The organism is Polynucleobacter campilacus (assembly GCF_002206625.1).
Classification (GTDB): domain Bacteria; phylum Pseudomonadota; class Gammaproteobacteria; order Burkholderiales; family Burkholderiaceae; genus Polynucleobacter; species Polynucleobacter campilacus.
On the sequence record NZ_NGUP01000001.1, the window covers coordinates 581,055 to 595,323 of the forward strand.

Sequence of the window (14,269 nt, forward strand, 5' to 3'; positions counted from 1 at the left end):
ATTTTGAAAACACTCACACCCAAGCAACTATTCATCACCTTTAGCAAGATTGGAATGTCTGGTTTTGGAGGCGTCCTACCTTGGGCCAGGCGGACCTTAGTTGAGCGTGACAAAATTTTGACTTCGGAAGAGTTCAGTGCCATTTTAGGAATCTGCCAAATTGTTCCAGGCCCAAACATCATGAACCTCGCTGTTTGTATTGGCTCGCGGTTTGGTGGTGCAAGAGGCGCACTGGCTGCCACCCTTGGTTTATCACTAGGACCAATCGCGATTGTATTGTGCTTAGCGTTTTTATATGAGCACTACAGTTACCTGGAGTCAGTTAAGGGACTACTTCGCGGTATTTCAGCGGTGGGTGTTGGCTTAATCGCGTCAACGGGCTTTAAGATGATGCGTGATGAATTCCGCTACCCAGCGATGTTTCTAGTTGTAGTCCTCACCATGATTGCCGCCACAGTATTTCATCTTGGTTTAGGTTATGTTGTTCTGCTAGTTGCCCCAGTCGCAATCTTCTTGGCAAGAAAAAAGGCTCAGGCTCTATGAGTATTTTGCTAAGCCTTTTCTTAAAACTATCCGCCTTTTCGCTCGTTGCCTTTGGTGGTGTCAATGCACTGCTACCCGTCTTATTTAATTTAGCCGTTCATCAAGAGCACTGGATTGATGTCCAGACATTTTCTGATTACTTTGCAATAGCCCAGGCTGCACCAGGGCCTAATTTCATGACAGTCACCCTCATTGGCTGGCATGTTTATGGGGTTCTTGGAGCGCTACTCGCTACCTTGGCAATAGCCTGGCCATCATCGATCATGATTTTCTTCTTAGAACGCTTCATCATGAGAATGGAAAATCCCTTAAGCAAAAAAACGATTCAATATGCTGCCGCTGCCCTAGCGATTGGCCTAGTCCTCTCTTCTGCATTTGAAATTGCCTTACAAATCAATCACAGTACGGCTGCCTACATCTTGACGATATGTACAATTACTATCACCCTCTTGACGCGTTGGCATCCGCTATATCTCATAGCAATTGGTGGAGCCTTAGGCGTCTTAGGATTTATTTAATGTAGATTGGGGATCAGCATGCGATTTATTCAACAACTTTTGATTTGCGCACTCAGTCTTGGGGCGATCATCTCTTCTCCCTCTTTTGCACAAAGTAACTACCCCAACAAACCGATTAACTTTATCGTGCCCTATGGCGCAGGTGGAGGCGCAGACTCCCGTAGTCGCCAGATCGCCCAGAAGATGAGTGTGATCCTAAAGCAGTCCATCATCGTCGATAACAAACCTGGTGCTGGAGGCAATATCGGCACAGAGTTTATCTCTCGGGCTGCACCTGATGGCTACACCATTGGCATGGGCAACTTTGCGCCAATGGCCGTCAACAAAACGCTGTTCGGTAATTTACGTTACGACCCAGAAACAGACATCATTCCAATTGTATTAATTGAAAAGGGTCCATTAGTTTTAGTGGTGAATCCAAGCTCGCCCTATAAAACTGTACAAGACATTGTGGCGGCGGCTAAAGCAAAACCGGGCGCTCTCACTTTCTCATCTGGAGGAATTGGTGGCAGCCATCATCTCTCTGCTGAGCTCTTTGAGCAAAATGCAGGCATTGAGATGATTCATGTTCCTTACAAGAGTGGCTCTGCAGGTTTAACTGATCTGATGGCGGGTAATGTCACTATGATGTTTGACCAAATGTACTCGGCCATGCCCAGCATCAAAGGTGACAAAATCCGAGCCATTGCAATTACTAGTAAAAAACGCTCCCCCCTTCTTCCAAATATTCCCAGTTTTTCTGAAATTGGTTATCCAAAAGTGGAGGTATTAAATTGGCAGGGACTGATCGCGCCCAAAGGAACTCCTAAAGCAATCATCGATCAATTAAATGCTGCGGCGAATGAAGCTTTAAAAGATCCGGCATTGCGGGAGCTCATGCTCTCACAAGGAAATGAAATTGGTGGTGGTAGTCCAGCAGATTTTGCTGCACTAGTTAAATCAGAATCTGCAAAGTGGAGTGCCGTTGTTAAAACAGCCAACATCAAGCCAGAGTAAATGGATTGCGCTTACTTTAAAGCTTGATAAGTCAGAATACCCAAAAAGGTTAGAGCCAGCGATCCGATCAAGTGAAGCAAAGCTGTGCCTAGCGCCCAAGTAGGCTCTCCGCGCTGCATCAGCGCAACGACTTCTGCAGAAAAACTAGAGAAGGTGGTTAAACCACCCAGAAAACCGGTAATCACAAACAACTTCCATTCAGGAGAGAGATTGGGATTATTGCCAAAAAAGGCTATGGCAATCCCAACTAGATAACCACCAACCAAATTGGCAAACAAGGTGCCCAGGGGGATCATCGATGCCGTACCTGCAGCTAGAAAATTAAACCCTGCTCTGAGTAAAGCTCCGAAGCCTGCACCGAAGAAAATTGCAAAAATAGATGGCCACATAGTTCGTATTTATTGAATTGAAAAACCCAGCATACTGATGGAGCTCATCTCAATGCCGTCTATGTAGACTTTCGCATGCTCATCCTCTTCTTGCAAAGCCAAGGCATATAAAGCGGGCCAGTAATGCTCTGCTGTAGGGATGGACATATGAGCAGCCTCACCGTATTTTTCCCAATCAATCAAAGTCTCATGATGATTGGCGCCCATTTCCGAAACAAAGAAATCATTAAATTCCCTTGCCCAAGCATAAGGTTTCGCATCCTCTTGCCAATGGATAGTCCGTAAGTTATGCACTATATTGCCGCTGGCTAGAATCAGAATATTTTCATCACGCAAAGGGCGCAATTGTTTTGCTAACTCGTAATGCTGGCGGGCAGACTTTGAGCCATCTAGACTCAACTGCACAACAGGCACATCAGCTTTGGGATACATATATTTGAGGACTGACCAGGCACCATGATCAATGCCCCACTCATTTTCTTCCATCACGATGGGAACATTGAGCAACTCTTGCACGCGATCTGCTAAAGCAGGACTGCCGGGAGCTGGGTACTCAATTTCAAAGAGCTCTTGAGGAAAACCACCAAAGTCATGAATGGTTTTAGGCTTCGACATTGCAGTAACCCAAACACCCCTAGTTACCCAATGAGCCGAGATCACTAAAATAGCGTCTGGACGTTTTAATGATTTACCGAGAGTTGCCCATGCCGCAGTAAAACGGTTGGGCTCAAGAGCGTACATTGGGCTGCCATGGCCAGCAAATACTGCAGGTTGGCGATGGCTAGTCATGAATACTGGTTAACCGAATACGTAACCAGTATGAGCAGCAACTAAGGCAAACAAGATGGCCAAGCTGGTAGCTGCAGCCAACATGACAACCAAGGTAATGATCTTTTTGTTGATTTCTTCTTTAGATTCGTTATGCCATTCGTTCACGGTAAATCCCTTGTAAATACATTAATAAGTGGAGTAATTATCTACTATCGCCCGCGGCCAGCCTTACGCATCATGCCTTTTCCGCCGCCAAAGCCAGCCTGAGGCCTTCCAGCCGGTCCAGATGGACCTTTGGGTGCTGGTGGCCTAGCCGGGGGCTTGGCAACTACTGGCTTAGCTGGGTTTTTTGGGTCTGTTTTCTTATCGTCAGTCACTTTTAGCTCCTATAGATATCATATTGCCATGATTACTGACTATTCTATCCAAGCTATCGCTATTAATGCGATTCCTCTGATTTTTGCCATCACGATCCATGAAGCAGCCCATGGCTACGCTGCTCGTAAGTTTGGGGATAACACCGCCTACATGCTGGGCAGGGTTAGCTTAAACCCCGCTAAACATATCGATCCTGTGGGTACCATCTTAATTCCACTGGCTTTGATATTGACTGGATCACCTTTTTTAGTGGGTTATGCCAAACCGGTACCGGTGAATTTTGGACGCTTGCGCAACCCCAGAATCGACTCCATTTGGGTAGCTTTAGCTGGCCCAGGATCTAACTTTATTCAGGCCCTCATCTGGGCAGTATTACTCATTGTCTTGGTGGGCTTTGGGATCGATGAAAAATTTTTAATCTCCATGGCGCAAGCTGGAATTCTATGGAATCTGGGCTTATTGGTTTTTAACCTCTTCCCACTCCCCCCGCTAGATGGTGGCCGCATTCTATCTAGCATGCTACCAGCGCGCCAATCGATTGCTTTAGGAAAACTGGAGCCTTGGGGCTTTTTTATTGTCTTAGCCCTAGTTTTTACCGGCATCATCGGTAGTCTTTGGATGGAGCCGCTGATGGCCCTCTTCAAATCAGTGATCTACGCTCTCACCCTCCTCCTGCAAATGCTCTTCTAGCTTGGCCGTCAAACAAAAGACCTTATTGTGGAGTATGCTAATTCTCAGTAAGCAGCGATTCAGTACCCCTTACATAACTATTTATTAGAGGTTTGATATGAAATTACAAAAGATTGTTTTAGCAACTACTGCAACAGTCCTTACCATTGGCGCAGGCTTTGCTTTTGCTCAATTCCAAAAACCAGAAGATGCCATTAAGTATCGTCAGAGTGCGTTCACAGTGATGGGTAACTCCTTTTCAAAAATTGGCGCAGTAGTGAGAGGTGAGGCGCCATTTAATAAAGATGAAGTAGCGAAGAATGCCGCTATCGTTGCAATGATGTCTACCTTGCCATGGCAAGCATTTGGTCCTGGCACTGAAGGTGGAAAAGCAGAATCTGATATTTGGTCAAATAGCGCTAAATTCAAAGCTGCTTCAGAGAGAATGCAACTAGCTGCAGTAGATCTGAATAAAGCTGCTCAATCAGGCGACTTAGATAGTATTAAGAAGGCCTTTGGTGCTACAGGAGCAAGTTGCAAGAATTGCCATGATGACTTTAGGAAGAAGTAATCAAGTAACCTACTACTACCGCAACTAGACTCAAGAGCACTAGAGCCATACCGCGTTGTAAGGCTCCATCCTTGGATGCACGACCCAAGTCAGAAGGCAAGTAACTTGCTTCCTCGCTTGGGTCGATTTCTTTATCGCCACTGATCATTGGTGTAATCAGATCTTCACCCTTGAATGTTTTGTAATAGATGATGGCAGCGATGTGAATAGTCATTAAGGTGTAAATCAGCCAGTGATTCCAATAATGAACTTTTGAAAGCAATGACACTGTTGAGTTAGAAACATATTTCGCAAAAGGTCCCTGAAAGGCAATCTCATCATCCACAAACAAGCCCGTGAGGACTTGCACACTCAGAACCAAAAGCAATGCAAATACAGATAGTGCGCCTAGAGGGTTATGTCCTAAAACGTTCGGCGCTTTACCTTGAAGGTAATTGAGAGTCTGCTCAAGATTCGGGAAGAACGAACTAAAACGCGCATGTGTCGAGCCCATAAAGCCCCAAGTGATTCGGAAGATCAATAAGGTCAACACACTGTAACCAAAGTAAGCATGCCATTGCATTGCATTGCCGCCAAGATTGACGCTGGTGATGCTACCGATAATGCAGAGTACTAATAGCCAGTGAAAGAGACGAATGGGCAAATCCCAGACACGAATGATTTTCTTCATGTCTTAAGGATAAGGCAAAACAACGGTATTTATTTGATCTGCGGCAAGTCTTTTTGGATAATTTTTAATCCCGCACGCAAAGCCTCTTGATAGCGCTCACGTTCGGCTTTAATCGTTTCAGCAGTCCAAGAAAAAAATCCTTCTCCAGTCTTCATGCCAAACTTTCCGCTAGCTACGCGCTCACTCACGCACTTAGCAATATTAGGTGAGTTGTTCAAAGTAGGGTAAATCTTCGTGCCCCCAGCAGCATGGATCTCAAGCCCTGCATGATCCCGCTGCATAGCAGGTCCAGCTGCAATGTAGCGAAAGCCAAAACCAAAGCGAACTGCCTTGTCGATATCCTCAAGACTACAAACGCCTTCGTCCACCATTGAAAAGGCTTCGCGTGATAAAGCATGCTGTAAACGATTGGCTAAAAATCCTGGTAAATCTTTTTTCACGACTACTGGAACCATGCCGCAGGCAGTCATCAACCTTGTCAAACTTTCACCCACCAATGGAGAAGTCTTTGCTCCATAAACTACTTCTACACAGGGCACTAGATGCGCTGGCATAAAAAAATGTAAGCCAATCATTCGTGCTGCAGTTTTTAAACCATCTGCAATTTCACTAATGGGAAAGCTAGTACTGTTGCTAGCCAATACCGCTTCAGGCTTGGCATATTTTTCTAGCTTCGCAAATAGTTCTTGTTTGATGTCTAGACGCTCTGGTACACACTCAATGACCAGATCAATATCAGACCAATCAACCTCCTCAAGAGAGCCTGCGACACTTAATAGGTGAATGCGGTTTTCATAGCCAAGCTCAGTCATTGTGTTGCTAAAGTAATCTGGCAATAGGGCACGACGCTCTGTGGTCGGTTCCACCACTTGAACAGCACAACCTCCTCGAGCACAGACTGCAGCTACGTCCGCACCCATCGTGCCGCCGCCGACGATCACTACCTTGGTTTCAGCTGGGGTAAACAACATTACATATTCTCCTGAAGGGGCAGACTTTTCATTGAAAATCCACATACAATGGGGGTCATTATTCAATAAAAAACATAGTGAGACATGATTCCCGTCAATTCGGTGCTGCAGGTCGGCCATTTCCCTGAATTAATGCAGGCAGAAATCGATCGTCGCTTTACCCCCACCCTCCATCTAGATCTTCAAGTTCCTCCGCCTGGCGGCCAGTTTGAGGCTATCTTGCTGCGTTCTAATACCAAACTACCTGAGGCCTTAATTAAGCAAATCCCCAGCATTCGGATGGTTGCCACTTGTGGGGTTGGCTACGACAACCTACCTCTGACATACCTTAAAGAGCACGGTATCAAAGCCAGCAACACCCCAGGCGTCCTTAATGATGCCGTTTGCGAACTGGCTATTGGAATGATGCTAGGACTTCTTCGCCGTATTCCTGAATCTGAGGCCTTTATCAAAAGCGGCGGCTGGTCCAAAGCGCCATTTAAGTTAGCGACTACTCTTGCTGGAAAGAAGGTTGGCATTGTGGGTATGGGTCGCATTGGCCAGGATTTAGCCAAACGACTAGAGCCTTTTAAGGTTGAAATTGCCTACAGTGGTCCCAGCCCCAAGCAGGTAGCCTACACCTACTATCCCAATATCCTAGATTTAGCCCAAAACAGTGATGTCCTCTTCTTGGCCTGCCCAGCCACCCCCGATACATACAAAATCGTGAATGCTCAGGTTCTAGAAGCAATGGGTCCAACTGCTTTTTTAATCAACATAGCCCGTGGCAGTGTAGTAGATGAAGAGGCTCTTTTATATGCACTGCAACATAAAAAGATTGCTGGCGCTGCCCTGGATGTTTTTGAGAATGAGCCCAACCCCAATAAGGGCTTCTTAAGCCTTGATAATGTTTTACTCACACCGCATATCGGTAGCGCCACCACAGAAACACGGATAGCAATGACCAATTTAGCTGTAGATAATTTAGAAGCTTTTTTTGCAAAACAACCACTTCCATCAGAAGTGTCTATTTAAAACGGAGTCAGCATGACCATTTCTTTAATTCCATCCACACTGCCTGCAGTGTTATCTCCTGTATTAACCCCATTTAAAGCAGATAGCACACCAGACGCACAAAAATTACTCAAGCAATGCAAATGGCTATCAGCAAATGGCGTTGGTCAGGCGATCTTTGGCACGAACTCCGAAGCAAATTCGATGTCTGCTACACAAAAGATGAATACGCTCACTGCACTGATTGAGGGCGGTTTAAACCCTGAGCATATGATGCCGGGCACTGGCTCAACTTCTGTTGAGAGCACCTATCGGATGACTGCTCATGCCTTAAGTCATAAATGCGCGGGTGTGTTGATGTTGCCGCCGTTCTACTACAAAGATATTACGGACGATGGTCTGTTTGCTTACTTTTCTGAAGTGATTCAAAGAATGGGCAACTCCGCATTGCAAATTTATATTTACAACATACCGCCTGTCACCAAAATCAATTTAAGCCTTTCATTGCTAGAGCGCTTAATTAAAGAGTACCCAAAAACTGTCGTAGGCATGAAAGACAGCTCTGGTGATTGGGAATATACCGAATCTGTGATTAAGCTATTAGCCCCTTCCGGCTTTCGCGTCTACGCCGGCAGTGAAACATTTCTCATGCGCACCTTACGTGCTGGTGGCGTTGGCTGTATTTCTGCTACCGCAAACGTCAATCCAAAAGCAATTGCTGATGTAGCGGCGCACTGGAGAGAATCTAATGCTGATGAACGCCAAGCAGATTTAGACAAAGTACGCGCTGTTTTTGCCCATTACCAAATGATTGCTGGCATGAAAACTGCTGTTGCACACTTTAGTAAAGATCCTGAGTGGTTGCGAGTACGCCCACCACTCATGCAATTGAGCGCTGATCAACAGGCTAAATTATTAAGTGAGCTCAAAGCAATTAATTTCAGTATGCCAGGTCTTTAATTCAATTCAACATTATTAGGAGACAAAATGAAACTACTTAAAATCATGGTGCTTTCTCTCAGCTTCTTGTGGGCAAGTGCACAAGCACAGAATCTTTCCATTGCAACCGGTGGTACTGGAGGCGTTTATTACCCAATGGGTGGAGGCCTAGCCTCAGTCCTATCCAAGCATGTTCCAGGCATGTCAGCGACTGCTGAAGTTACAGGTGGTTCAGTTGATAACTTAAAACTGATTGGCACTGGCAAACCTTACGTTGGCTTCTCAATGGCTGATGCTGCTAAAGATGCTAAAGATGGTGAGGATAAATTTAAGGATAAGCCAATAGATTTGCGCAATTTACTCATCCTGTATCCAAACCTGATGCACGTTGCTACTGTGGAATCGACTGGTATTAAGACCATGAAAGATTTAAAAGGTAAGCGCGTAAGTACAGGCTCGCCAGGCAGTGCGACTGAAGTCATGGCATTTCGCTTGCTTGAGGCTGCCGGTCTAGATAAGGACAAGGACGTTAAGCGTGAGCGCTTGAGCGTTGCAGAATCTGTCAACGCAGTAAAAGATCGCAAGATTGATGCTTTCTTTTGGGTAGGTGGTTTACCAACTGCAGCAGTGACTGATCTTGCAAACAGCCCTGGTATGAAAATTGTGATGGTAGACACTGCTGCTGAAGTTCCTGCTATGAATAAGAAATATGGCAACCTTTACTTTCCATCCCTAATTACTAAACAAACTTATAGCGGTATGGAGAAAGACAATAATGTTGCAGCAGTTGCAAACTTATTGGTTGTAAATGCTTCTATGTCTGATGCAGAGGCATACAAAATTGTCAAAGCCATTTTTGATAATCAGCTCGAACTAGTCCGCTCACATGCTGAGTACAGAAATATCAAGCTAGAGAGCCAAAAAGCGAATGCCTCACCGATTGCCTATCATCCAGGTGCGCTGAAGTACTTTAAAGAAAAAGGTATCAAAGTTAATTAAGCTACATCGGGGTGAGTTAATCTCACCCCTTCTGCTTTAAGATGGCACATAAATATAAATATAGACAGGCTAGGCCATGAATCAAAACGTGATTGACAACGAAACCCAAGAAAAATTAGATGCCTTCATTAAGCAAGAGGAAGGCGACTCCAATGATTACAAAGGCCTTCTGGCCAAGTTCATTACCTTAGTAGCAGTCGGCATGTCTTTGTTTCATCTTTATGCAGCCTACTCGATTGTTCCAACACAGCAATTGCGTGTAATTCACGTTGCCTTAGTTTTGTTTTTGGTCTTTTTGAGCTTTCCTATTGCTGCTCGCTTTAAAACACTAAAGTTAATAGTTTTGGGGTAGTGTTTTANTTTGCCATCGGCTCAGTTGCGATTGCTTATTACATTCTGAGTGGCGGCGATGATTTTATGGATAGGAACACCGCGCCAAATTCTACTGATGTCCTGGTTGGTATTGGCCTCATTCTGCTCATCCTAGAGAGTGTTAGACGAACCAATGGCATGGTCTTAGTAACGGTTACTGTTCTCTTTTTGCTTTACGCCTTCTTAGGCAACTACCTCCCTGCGCCGTGGACCCATAAAGGCTATGATCTCGATCGCCTGGTGGGTTATATGTATATGAGTCTCGAAGGTATCTATGGCACTGCAGTGGACGTCTCTGCAACCCTGATTATTCTGTTCACCATCTTTGGCGCCTTCTTGCAATTTACTGGTGCCGGTAAGTTCTTTATCGACTTCTCCTTTGCTGCAATGGGTGGCAAATCCTCAGGGGTTGGCAGAACTATTGTGCTGTCCTCATTCTTAATGGGTGGCCCATCTGGCTCTGGTGTCGCAACGACAGTTACCGTAGGCTCAGTTGCAGCGCCAATGTTAGACAAAGTTGGCTATGAAAAAAATGCTGCTGGCGGCCTCTTAGCAGCAGGAGGTCTCGGTGCCATTATCTCGCCACCAGTTTTAGGCGCAGCTGCGTTTTTGATTGCAGACTTTCTGAAGATTTCTTATTTAGATGTGTTGCTCATGGCAACCATTCCAACCATTCTTTTCTACCTTGGCTTATTTGTCATGGTTGAGATTGATGTTCGTAAATACGGGATGAAGAATATTCATTTTGAATCAGCAGAAAGCGCCTGGTCACTGACGAAAAAATACTGGTTCCATTTTTTCTCGCTGATTTCTATTGTGGTGTTCATGATGTTTGGCTTTTCGCCGGTGATGTCAGTCTTTTGGGCCACAGTGGTATCAGCCTTCTCCAGCATGTTGCGCCAAGATACTGCCATTATTCCGTGGGCCTGGTTTAAAGGTAAGGAGCCCATTCTTTCTGGGCTTTACAACTCTAATCTCACCAAAGCACTTGCTTCAGGATCTACTGGGGTACTGGCCATTGCTGCAACCTGTGCAGGCGCTGGCTTAATTGTGGGTACCGTTACCCTCACTGGCCTTGGCCTCAAATTTAGCTCAATTGTGATTCAATATGCGGGGGGCTCATTGCTACTGACCGCTATCTTCACTGCCTTAATTGTGTGGATTGTGGGTCTCGCTGTGCCAGTCACTGCGTCATACATTATTTGTGCAGTGATAGCGGCGCCGGCATTAATTAATTTAGGCGTCCCTGCTTTTGCCGCACATATGTTTATCTTTTACTACGCCGTTCTCTCCGAGGTTTCCCCTCCAACAGCACTCTCTCCATTTGCAGCTGCAGCGATTTGTAAGGGCAACCCCTATAGGACAACTTTACAAACCTGGAAATATGTAGCGCCGGCGATACTAGTGCCATTCATGTTTGTTCTAGACAAGTCTGGAGTGAGTTTGCTCCTGATGGGCTCTAGTAGCGCCTTAGAACAAGCAGATTGGATGCAGATTGCCTGGATCTCCTTTACTGCAGTAGTTGGAATTATCTGCTTGGCGGGTGGTCTACAAGGCTGGTTTATTGAAAAAACCAAAGTCTTTGAACGCATCATCATGGTCGTCTCTGGAGTTGCTTTGGCTTATCCATCGAGTGAAGCTGATCTGATTGGCTTTATTGGTTTTGCTTTAGTACTCATTACCCAAACCATGACCCATCTAAAATTAAGTCGTAAGGCTTCCTAGCCAGAAACGTGCAGCACAGACATCAATAATCAGGCCCGCAAATGCGGGCCTTATTGATTTAATGCTGATATTTTGAGGATTTAGACAATCTTTGTCCACGCTGCTTTACCAGCATATTTTTTAACCGCAGCCTCATCAAACTCAAATCCTAGCCCTGGTGTCTTATGAAGAATCAAGTCACCATTCTTAAAAGTGAGTTGCTTATTAATCAACCTACGGAAATTGAGTACCTGATCATCCAAGAAGAACTCTACAAATCGGGCATTGGGTGTGGCAGCAACTAATGGTGCATGCAAATCATGCATCCAATGGGGGCAAACTGTGACGCCCTTTAAATCAGCATACGCAGAAATTCTGCGCCACTCTGTAATACCACCACAAACAGCAGCATCTGATTGCAGAATCCTGGCGCCACCTAAATCAATTAACTCTCTAAAGCGCCAGCGTCCAGCCTCCATTTCACCGGTGGCAACATTGATCTTTGTAAGACTGGCAAGGGCAGCATGCAAATCAATCGCATCCGGTGAAAATGGCTCTTCAATCCAATAGGGGTTATAGGCTTCAAAACGTCGCACATACTCTAGTGCAGTGGGCAAATCACTCCATGCATTATTAGCATCTAAAGTCAGCAAAATATCATCGCCGATGGCTTTGCGAGCGGCTTTCACTCGGGCCTCTTCTTGAGCTGGAGATAAACGCCCCACTTTCATCTTGACGGCTTTAAATCCTTGCTTAACGTAAGACTCCATTTCTTGACCAAGCTTGGCTGGAGTTTTACCCTCGAGGTAATAGCCGCCACTTGCATAGGCGGGAACTCGATCATCGACCACTGAGCCAAGATACTGATGCAAAGGTAAACCAACAGAACGAGCGTTCAGATCCCAGAGTGCTGTATCCAAAATAGAGATGCCCCGCATCACTGCGCCAGTACGCCCCTGCAAAATGGATTCGTTATACATCTCGATCCATAAGCCTTCACTGCGATGGCTGTTCTGTCCGATCAGCTTTGGAGCCAATAACTGTTCGACAGCAATTTTGGCAATATCACCGCCAGCACTACCAACATAACAAAAGCCAATACCTTCATTGCCATCCTTGCCGCGAACCTTAACCAAGCAATAGTGGCGCTCAGAAACGGTACGAGTGGAAAATGAAGTGACTTTATCCAAGGGCACTGCTACTGAGGCAACCTGAACAGATTCAATAATCGGCATCTAAACTCCTTATTTCAAAAAATGATTGTATCGATAGTTTAAATGCTGGAACTGAGGCTTAAGCAGTGATCATTTCTATCACACCCTCAGTGCTTGATAGAAATGCGCCCCCTGAAAACACCAAGGCTCCCTTTAATTTGCTGCACTACAACATAATTATCCGCATGCAGGCTCACATTATTAGATAATTACGTGGTGAACAAAAAAGTAACTTGTTGCTCGCTCCTGCAAAAAAGAGCGCTTCTTTTGATTGGGTATGCCTTTCTAGGATTGCTCCCTGCTTTTGTATCTGTAGCCAACGCCCAAACTAACCAAGCCAAAAAAAAGTGATTGTGCAAAACACAAAACCTGCTGGCTTTAAAGACACTGGGGCAAAAGGGACTTCAAAAAGTAATAGCCTCAATCCTGCTCTTTTTCAGCGCCAAGACCCTAGTGATGTAGATATTGATAGCGCTAGCAATCTCGACTACCGCATTATTCAAGGCTGCCTACGACGCAACTTCAATGAAGATAATTTGCCTGCTAGCGTTGGCATTGATAATCGTCAGCTCTCGGATTTTTTCAAAGCTCAAACCAAAACATTCTTTAGCCGGATGCGCGGTGATTGCATTCCTTATGCAGCTGCGTTTGGTAGTCGTAATCGCTTCGACTCTCTCAGCATTATGAATGGCCCGATTCAGGATAACAAAACAGAAGTGTGGACATTTACGCCGTCCGCATTTGGTGGATTCTTAATTCAACAAGACTATTTAAAAGATGAATCTAAGAATCTGACTGAACTACGAATTCCATTAAGAGATGTTTTATATGACCCCCGCAAGGTTGGCGACCTATTGCCAGTAGAGTTAGTTTGGGAATTAAATTCTCTGATTAAACAAATCTATCCAGAGGAAAATAACTCATTGGAAAATACCAATAGCATTGTTCGTTTAATTGTGGACTTTGGTGATCGCGAGAGGTGGGCTCAAATCTGGGCTACTGAAATCATTGACCCAGTGAATAAAGAGGTATTTGCTAGCGCCTATTGGGTAGATCGCAACGATATTCCTGGGGGGTTCTTTACGGGCAGCGGTGAATCTCTCGAGCGCTCTTTTTGGACGAATCCACTGAGCTATCGTCGTATTTCGCGCGGGGTTGGTAGCGTTCGTGCTTCTAGCAAGCGCCCTAGCGCTAATGCGCCTGCCGCCCAAGCCCAACAACCGAAGCAGCGCTATCGCACCCATATGGGCATTGATTATGCTGCCCCAACCGGCACCCCTGTCTTTAGCGTAGCGAATGGCAAAGTTGCTCATCTTGGCTATAGCGGCGCCTTTGGTAATCTCATTATTTTGGAGCACCCCGGCAACTATCACACCTACTATGCACACCTCAGCAACTATAACGTTGAGCTTGCAGTAGGCAATGAAGTGCGCCGCGGCTTGGAGATTGGCTATGTTGGATCAACTGGAAGATCAACCGGTCCACATCTCCATTTTGAATTGAGAAAAAATGGTATCTATGTTGATCCATACGCAATCAAGACTCAGCTCGATTTATGGTCTATGCGAAACA

General features: G+C 45.4%; 18 protein-coding genes. 11 read left to right on the top strand and 7 right to left on the bottom strand.

Annotated features, from left to right (window positions below):
- The first annotated feature begins 3 nt into the window (after positions 1-3).
- From CBI31_RS02925 to CBI31_RS02935, 3 genes are read left to right on the top strand one after another with little or no spacing between them, the layout of a single operon-like run.
- Positions 4-543, top strand: coding sequence for a chromate transporter (locus tag CBI31_RS02925; protein WP_088524903.1), 540 nt, complete (start codon positions 4-6; stop codon positions 541-543).
- The gene (locus tag CBI31_RS02930) at positions 540-1,061 is read left to right on the top strand and encodes a chromate transporter (RefSeq protein ID WP_088524904.1); all 522 of its coding nucleotides are present in this window, start codon (positions 540-542) and stop codon (positions 1,059-1,061) included. The genes CBI31_RS02925 and CBI31_RS02930 overlap by 4 nt, the downstream gene beginning before the upstream one ends.
- An 18-nt stretch (positions 1,062-1,079) precedes the next feature.
- Positions 1,080-2,057: a Bug family tripartite tricarboxylate transporter substrate binding protein gene (locus CBI31_RS02935; protein ID WP_088524905.1), complete on the top strand. Its 978-nt coding sequence runs from the start codon at positions 1,080-1,082 to the stop codon at positions 2,055-2,057.
- 11 nt (positions 2,058-2,068) lie between these two features.
- Here the strand turns inward: CBI31_RS02935 and crcB are convergent, their stop codons facing one another.
- From crcB to CBI31_RS10310, 4 genes are read right to left on the bottom strand one after another with little or no spacing between them, the layout of a single operon-like run.
- Positions 2,069-2,446, bottom strand: a complete 378-nt coding sequence (gene crcB / locus CBI31_RS02940; RefSeq protein ID WP_088524906.1) for a fluoride efflux transporter CrcB — start codon at positions 2,444-2,446, stop codon at positions 2,069-2,071.
- 9 nt (positions 2,447-2,455) lie between these two features.
- Positions 2,456-3,235: a 4,5-DOPA-extradiol-dioxygenase gene (gene ygiD / locus CBI31_RS02945; RefSeq protein ID WP_088524907.1), complete on the bottom strand. Its 780-nt coding sequence runs from the start codon at positions 3,233-3,235 to the stop codon at positions 2,456-2,458.
- 9 nt (positions 3,236-3,244) lie between these two features.
- Positions 3,245-3,382, bottom strand: coding sequence for a hypothetical protein (locus tag CBI31_RS10400; protein WP_169709848.1), 138 nt, complete (start codon positions 3,380-3,382; stop codon positions 3,245-3,247).
- 44 nt (positions 3,383-3,426) lie between these two features.
- On the bottom strand, positions 3,427-3,594 hold the full coding sequence (locus CBI31_RS10310; RefSeq protein ID WP_161491176.1) for a hypothetical protein: 168 nt from the start codon (positions 3,592-3,594) through the stop codon (positions 3,427-3,429).
- A 28-nt stretch (positions 3,595-3,622) separates the two neighbouring features.
- Here CBI31_RS10310 and CBI31_RS02950 point away from each other — a divergent pair, with 28 nt between their 5' ends.
- Together CBI31_RS02950 and CBI31_RS02955 are read left to right on the top strand one after the other, a co-directional pair.
- Entirely contained in the window at positions 3,623-4,285 is a 663-nt protein-coding gene (locus CBI31_RS02950; RefSeq protein ID WP_088524908.1) for a site-2 protease family protein, read from the top strand.
- A gap of 97 nt (positions 4,286-4,382) precedes the next feature.
- Positions 4,383-4,835: a c-type cytochrome gene (locus CBI31_RS02955; RefSeq protein ID WP_088524909.1), complete on the top strand. Its 453-nt coding sequence runs from the start codon at positions 4,383-4,385 to the stop codon at positions 4,833-4,835.
- On the opposite strand, the gene CBI31_RS02960 is transcribed toward CBI31_RS02955, so the two are convergent.
- Both CBI31_RS02960 and CBI31_RS02965 read right to left on the bottom strand, forming a co-directional pair.
- Positions 4,822-5,505 carry a cytochrome b/b6 domain-containing protein gene (locus CBI31_RS02960; RefSeq protein ID WP_088524910.1) on the bottom strand — a complete coding sequence of 228 codons (684 nt, stop codon included), beginning with the start codon at positions 5,503-5,505 and terminating at the stop codon, positions 4,822-4,824. The two genes, CBI31_RS02955 and CBI31_RS02960, sit on opposite strands and share 14 nt — an antisense overlap.
- 29 nt (positions 5,506-5,534) lie before the next feature.
- On the bottom strand, positions 5,535-6,476 hold the full coding sequence (locus tag CBI31_RS02965) for a 3-hydroxyacyl-CoA dehydrogenase family protein (RefSeq protein ID WP_088524961.1): 942 nt from the start codon (positions 6,474-6,476) through the stop codon (positions 5,535-5,537).
- 84 nt (positions 6,477-6,560) lie between these two features.
- Here CBI31_RS02965 and CBI31_RS02970 point away from each other — a divergent pair, with 84 nt between their 5' ends.
- The 5 genes from CBI31_RS02970 to CBI31_RS02985 all read left to right on the top strand — a co-directional run bounded on the left by CBI31_RS02970 (position 6,561) and on the right by CBI31_RS02985 (position 11,504).
- Complete coding sequence (locus tag CBI31_RS02970; RefSeq protein WP_088524911.1) at positions 6,561-7,490, top strand: 2-hydroxyacid dehydrogenase; 930 nt, start codon at positions 6,561-6,563, stop codon at positions 7,488-7,490.
- Between the two features lie 12 nt (positions 7,491-7,502).
- The gene (locus tag CBI31_RS02975) at positions 7,503-8,429 is read left to right on the top strand and encodes a dihydrodipicolinate synthase family protein (protein ID WP_088524912.1); all 927 of its coding nucleotides are present in this window, start codon (positions 7,503-7,505) and stop codon (positions 8,427-8,429) included.
- Positions 8,430-8,456: 27 nt separating this feature from the next.
- A complete protein-coding gene (locus CBI31_RS02980) occupies positions 8,457-9,407 on the top strand; it encodes a TAXI family TRAP transporter solute-binding subunit (RefSeq protein WP_088524913.1) in 951 nt (316 codons plus the stop codon).
- Between the two features lie 76 nt (positions 9,408-9,483).
- Positions 9,484-9,759 carry a hypothetical protein gene (locus tag CBI31_RS10480; RefSeq protein WP_240553676.1) on the top strand — a complete coding sequence of 92 codons (276 nt, stop codon included), beginning with the start codon at positions 9,484-9,486 and terminating at the stop codon, positions 9,757-9,759.
- On the top strand, positions 9,759-11,504 hold the full coding sequence (locus CBI31_RS02985) for a TRAP transporter permease (protein ID WP_240553678.1): 1,746 nt from the start codon (positions 9,759-9,761) through the stop codon (positions 11,502-11,504). The genes CBI31_RS10480 and CBI31_RS02985 overlap by 1 nt, the downstream gene beginning before the upstream one ends.
- A gap of 80 nt (positions 11,505-11,584) precedes the next feature.
- On the opposite strand, the gene CBI31_RS02990 is transcribed toward CBI31_RS02985, so the two are convergent.
- Positions 11,585-12,718, bottom strand: a complete 1,134-nt coding sequence (locus CBI31_RS02990) for a mandelate racemase/muconate lactonizing enzyme family protein (protein ID WP_088524914.1) — start codon at positions 12,716-12,718, stop codon at positions 11,585-11,587.
- A gap of 332 nt (positions 12,719-13,050) precedes the next feature.
- On the opposite strand from CBI31_RS02990, the gene CBI31_RS02995 reads away from it, so the two are divergent.
- A partial coding sequence (locus CBI31_RS02995) for a M23 family metallopeptidase (RefSeq protein ID WP_240553680.1) occupies positions 13,051-14,269 on the top strand: 1,219 nt, incomplete at its 3' end.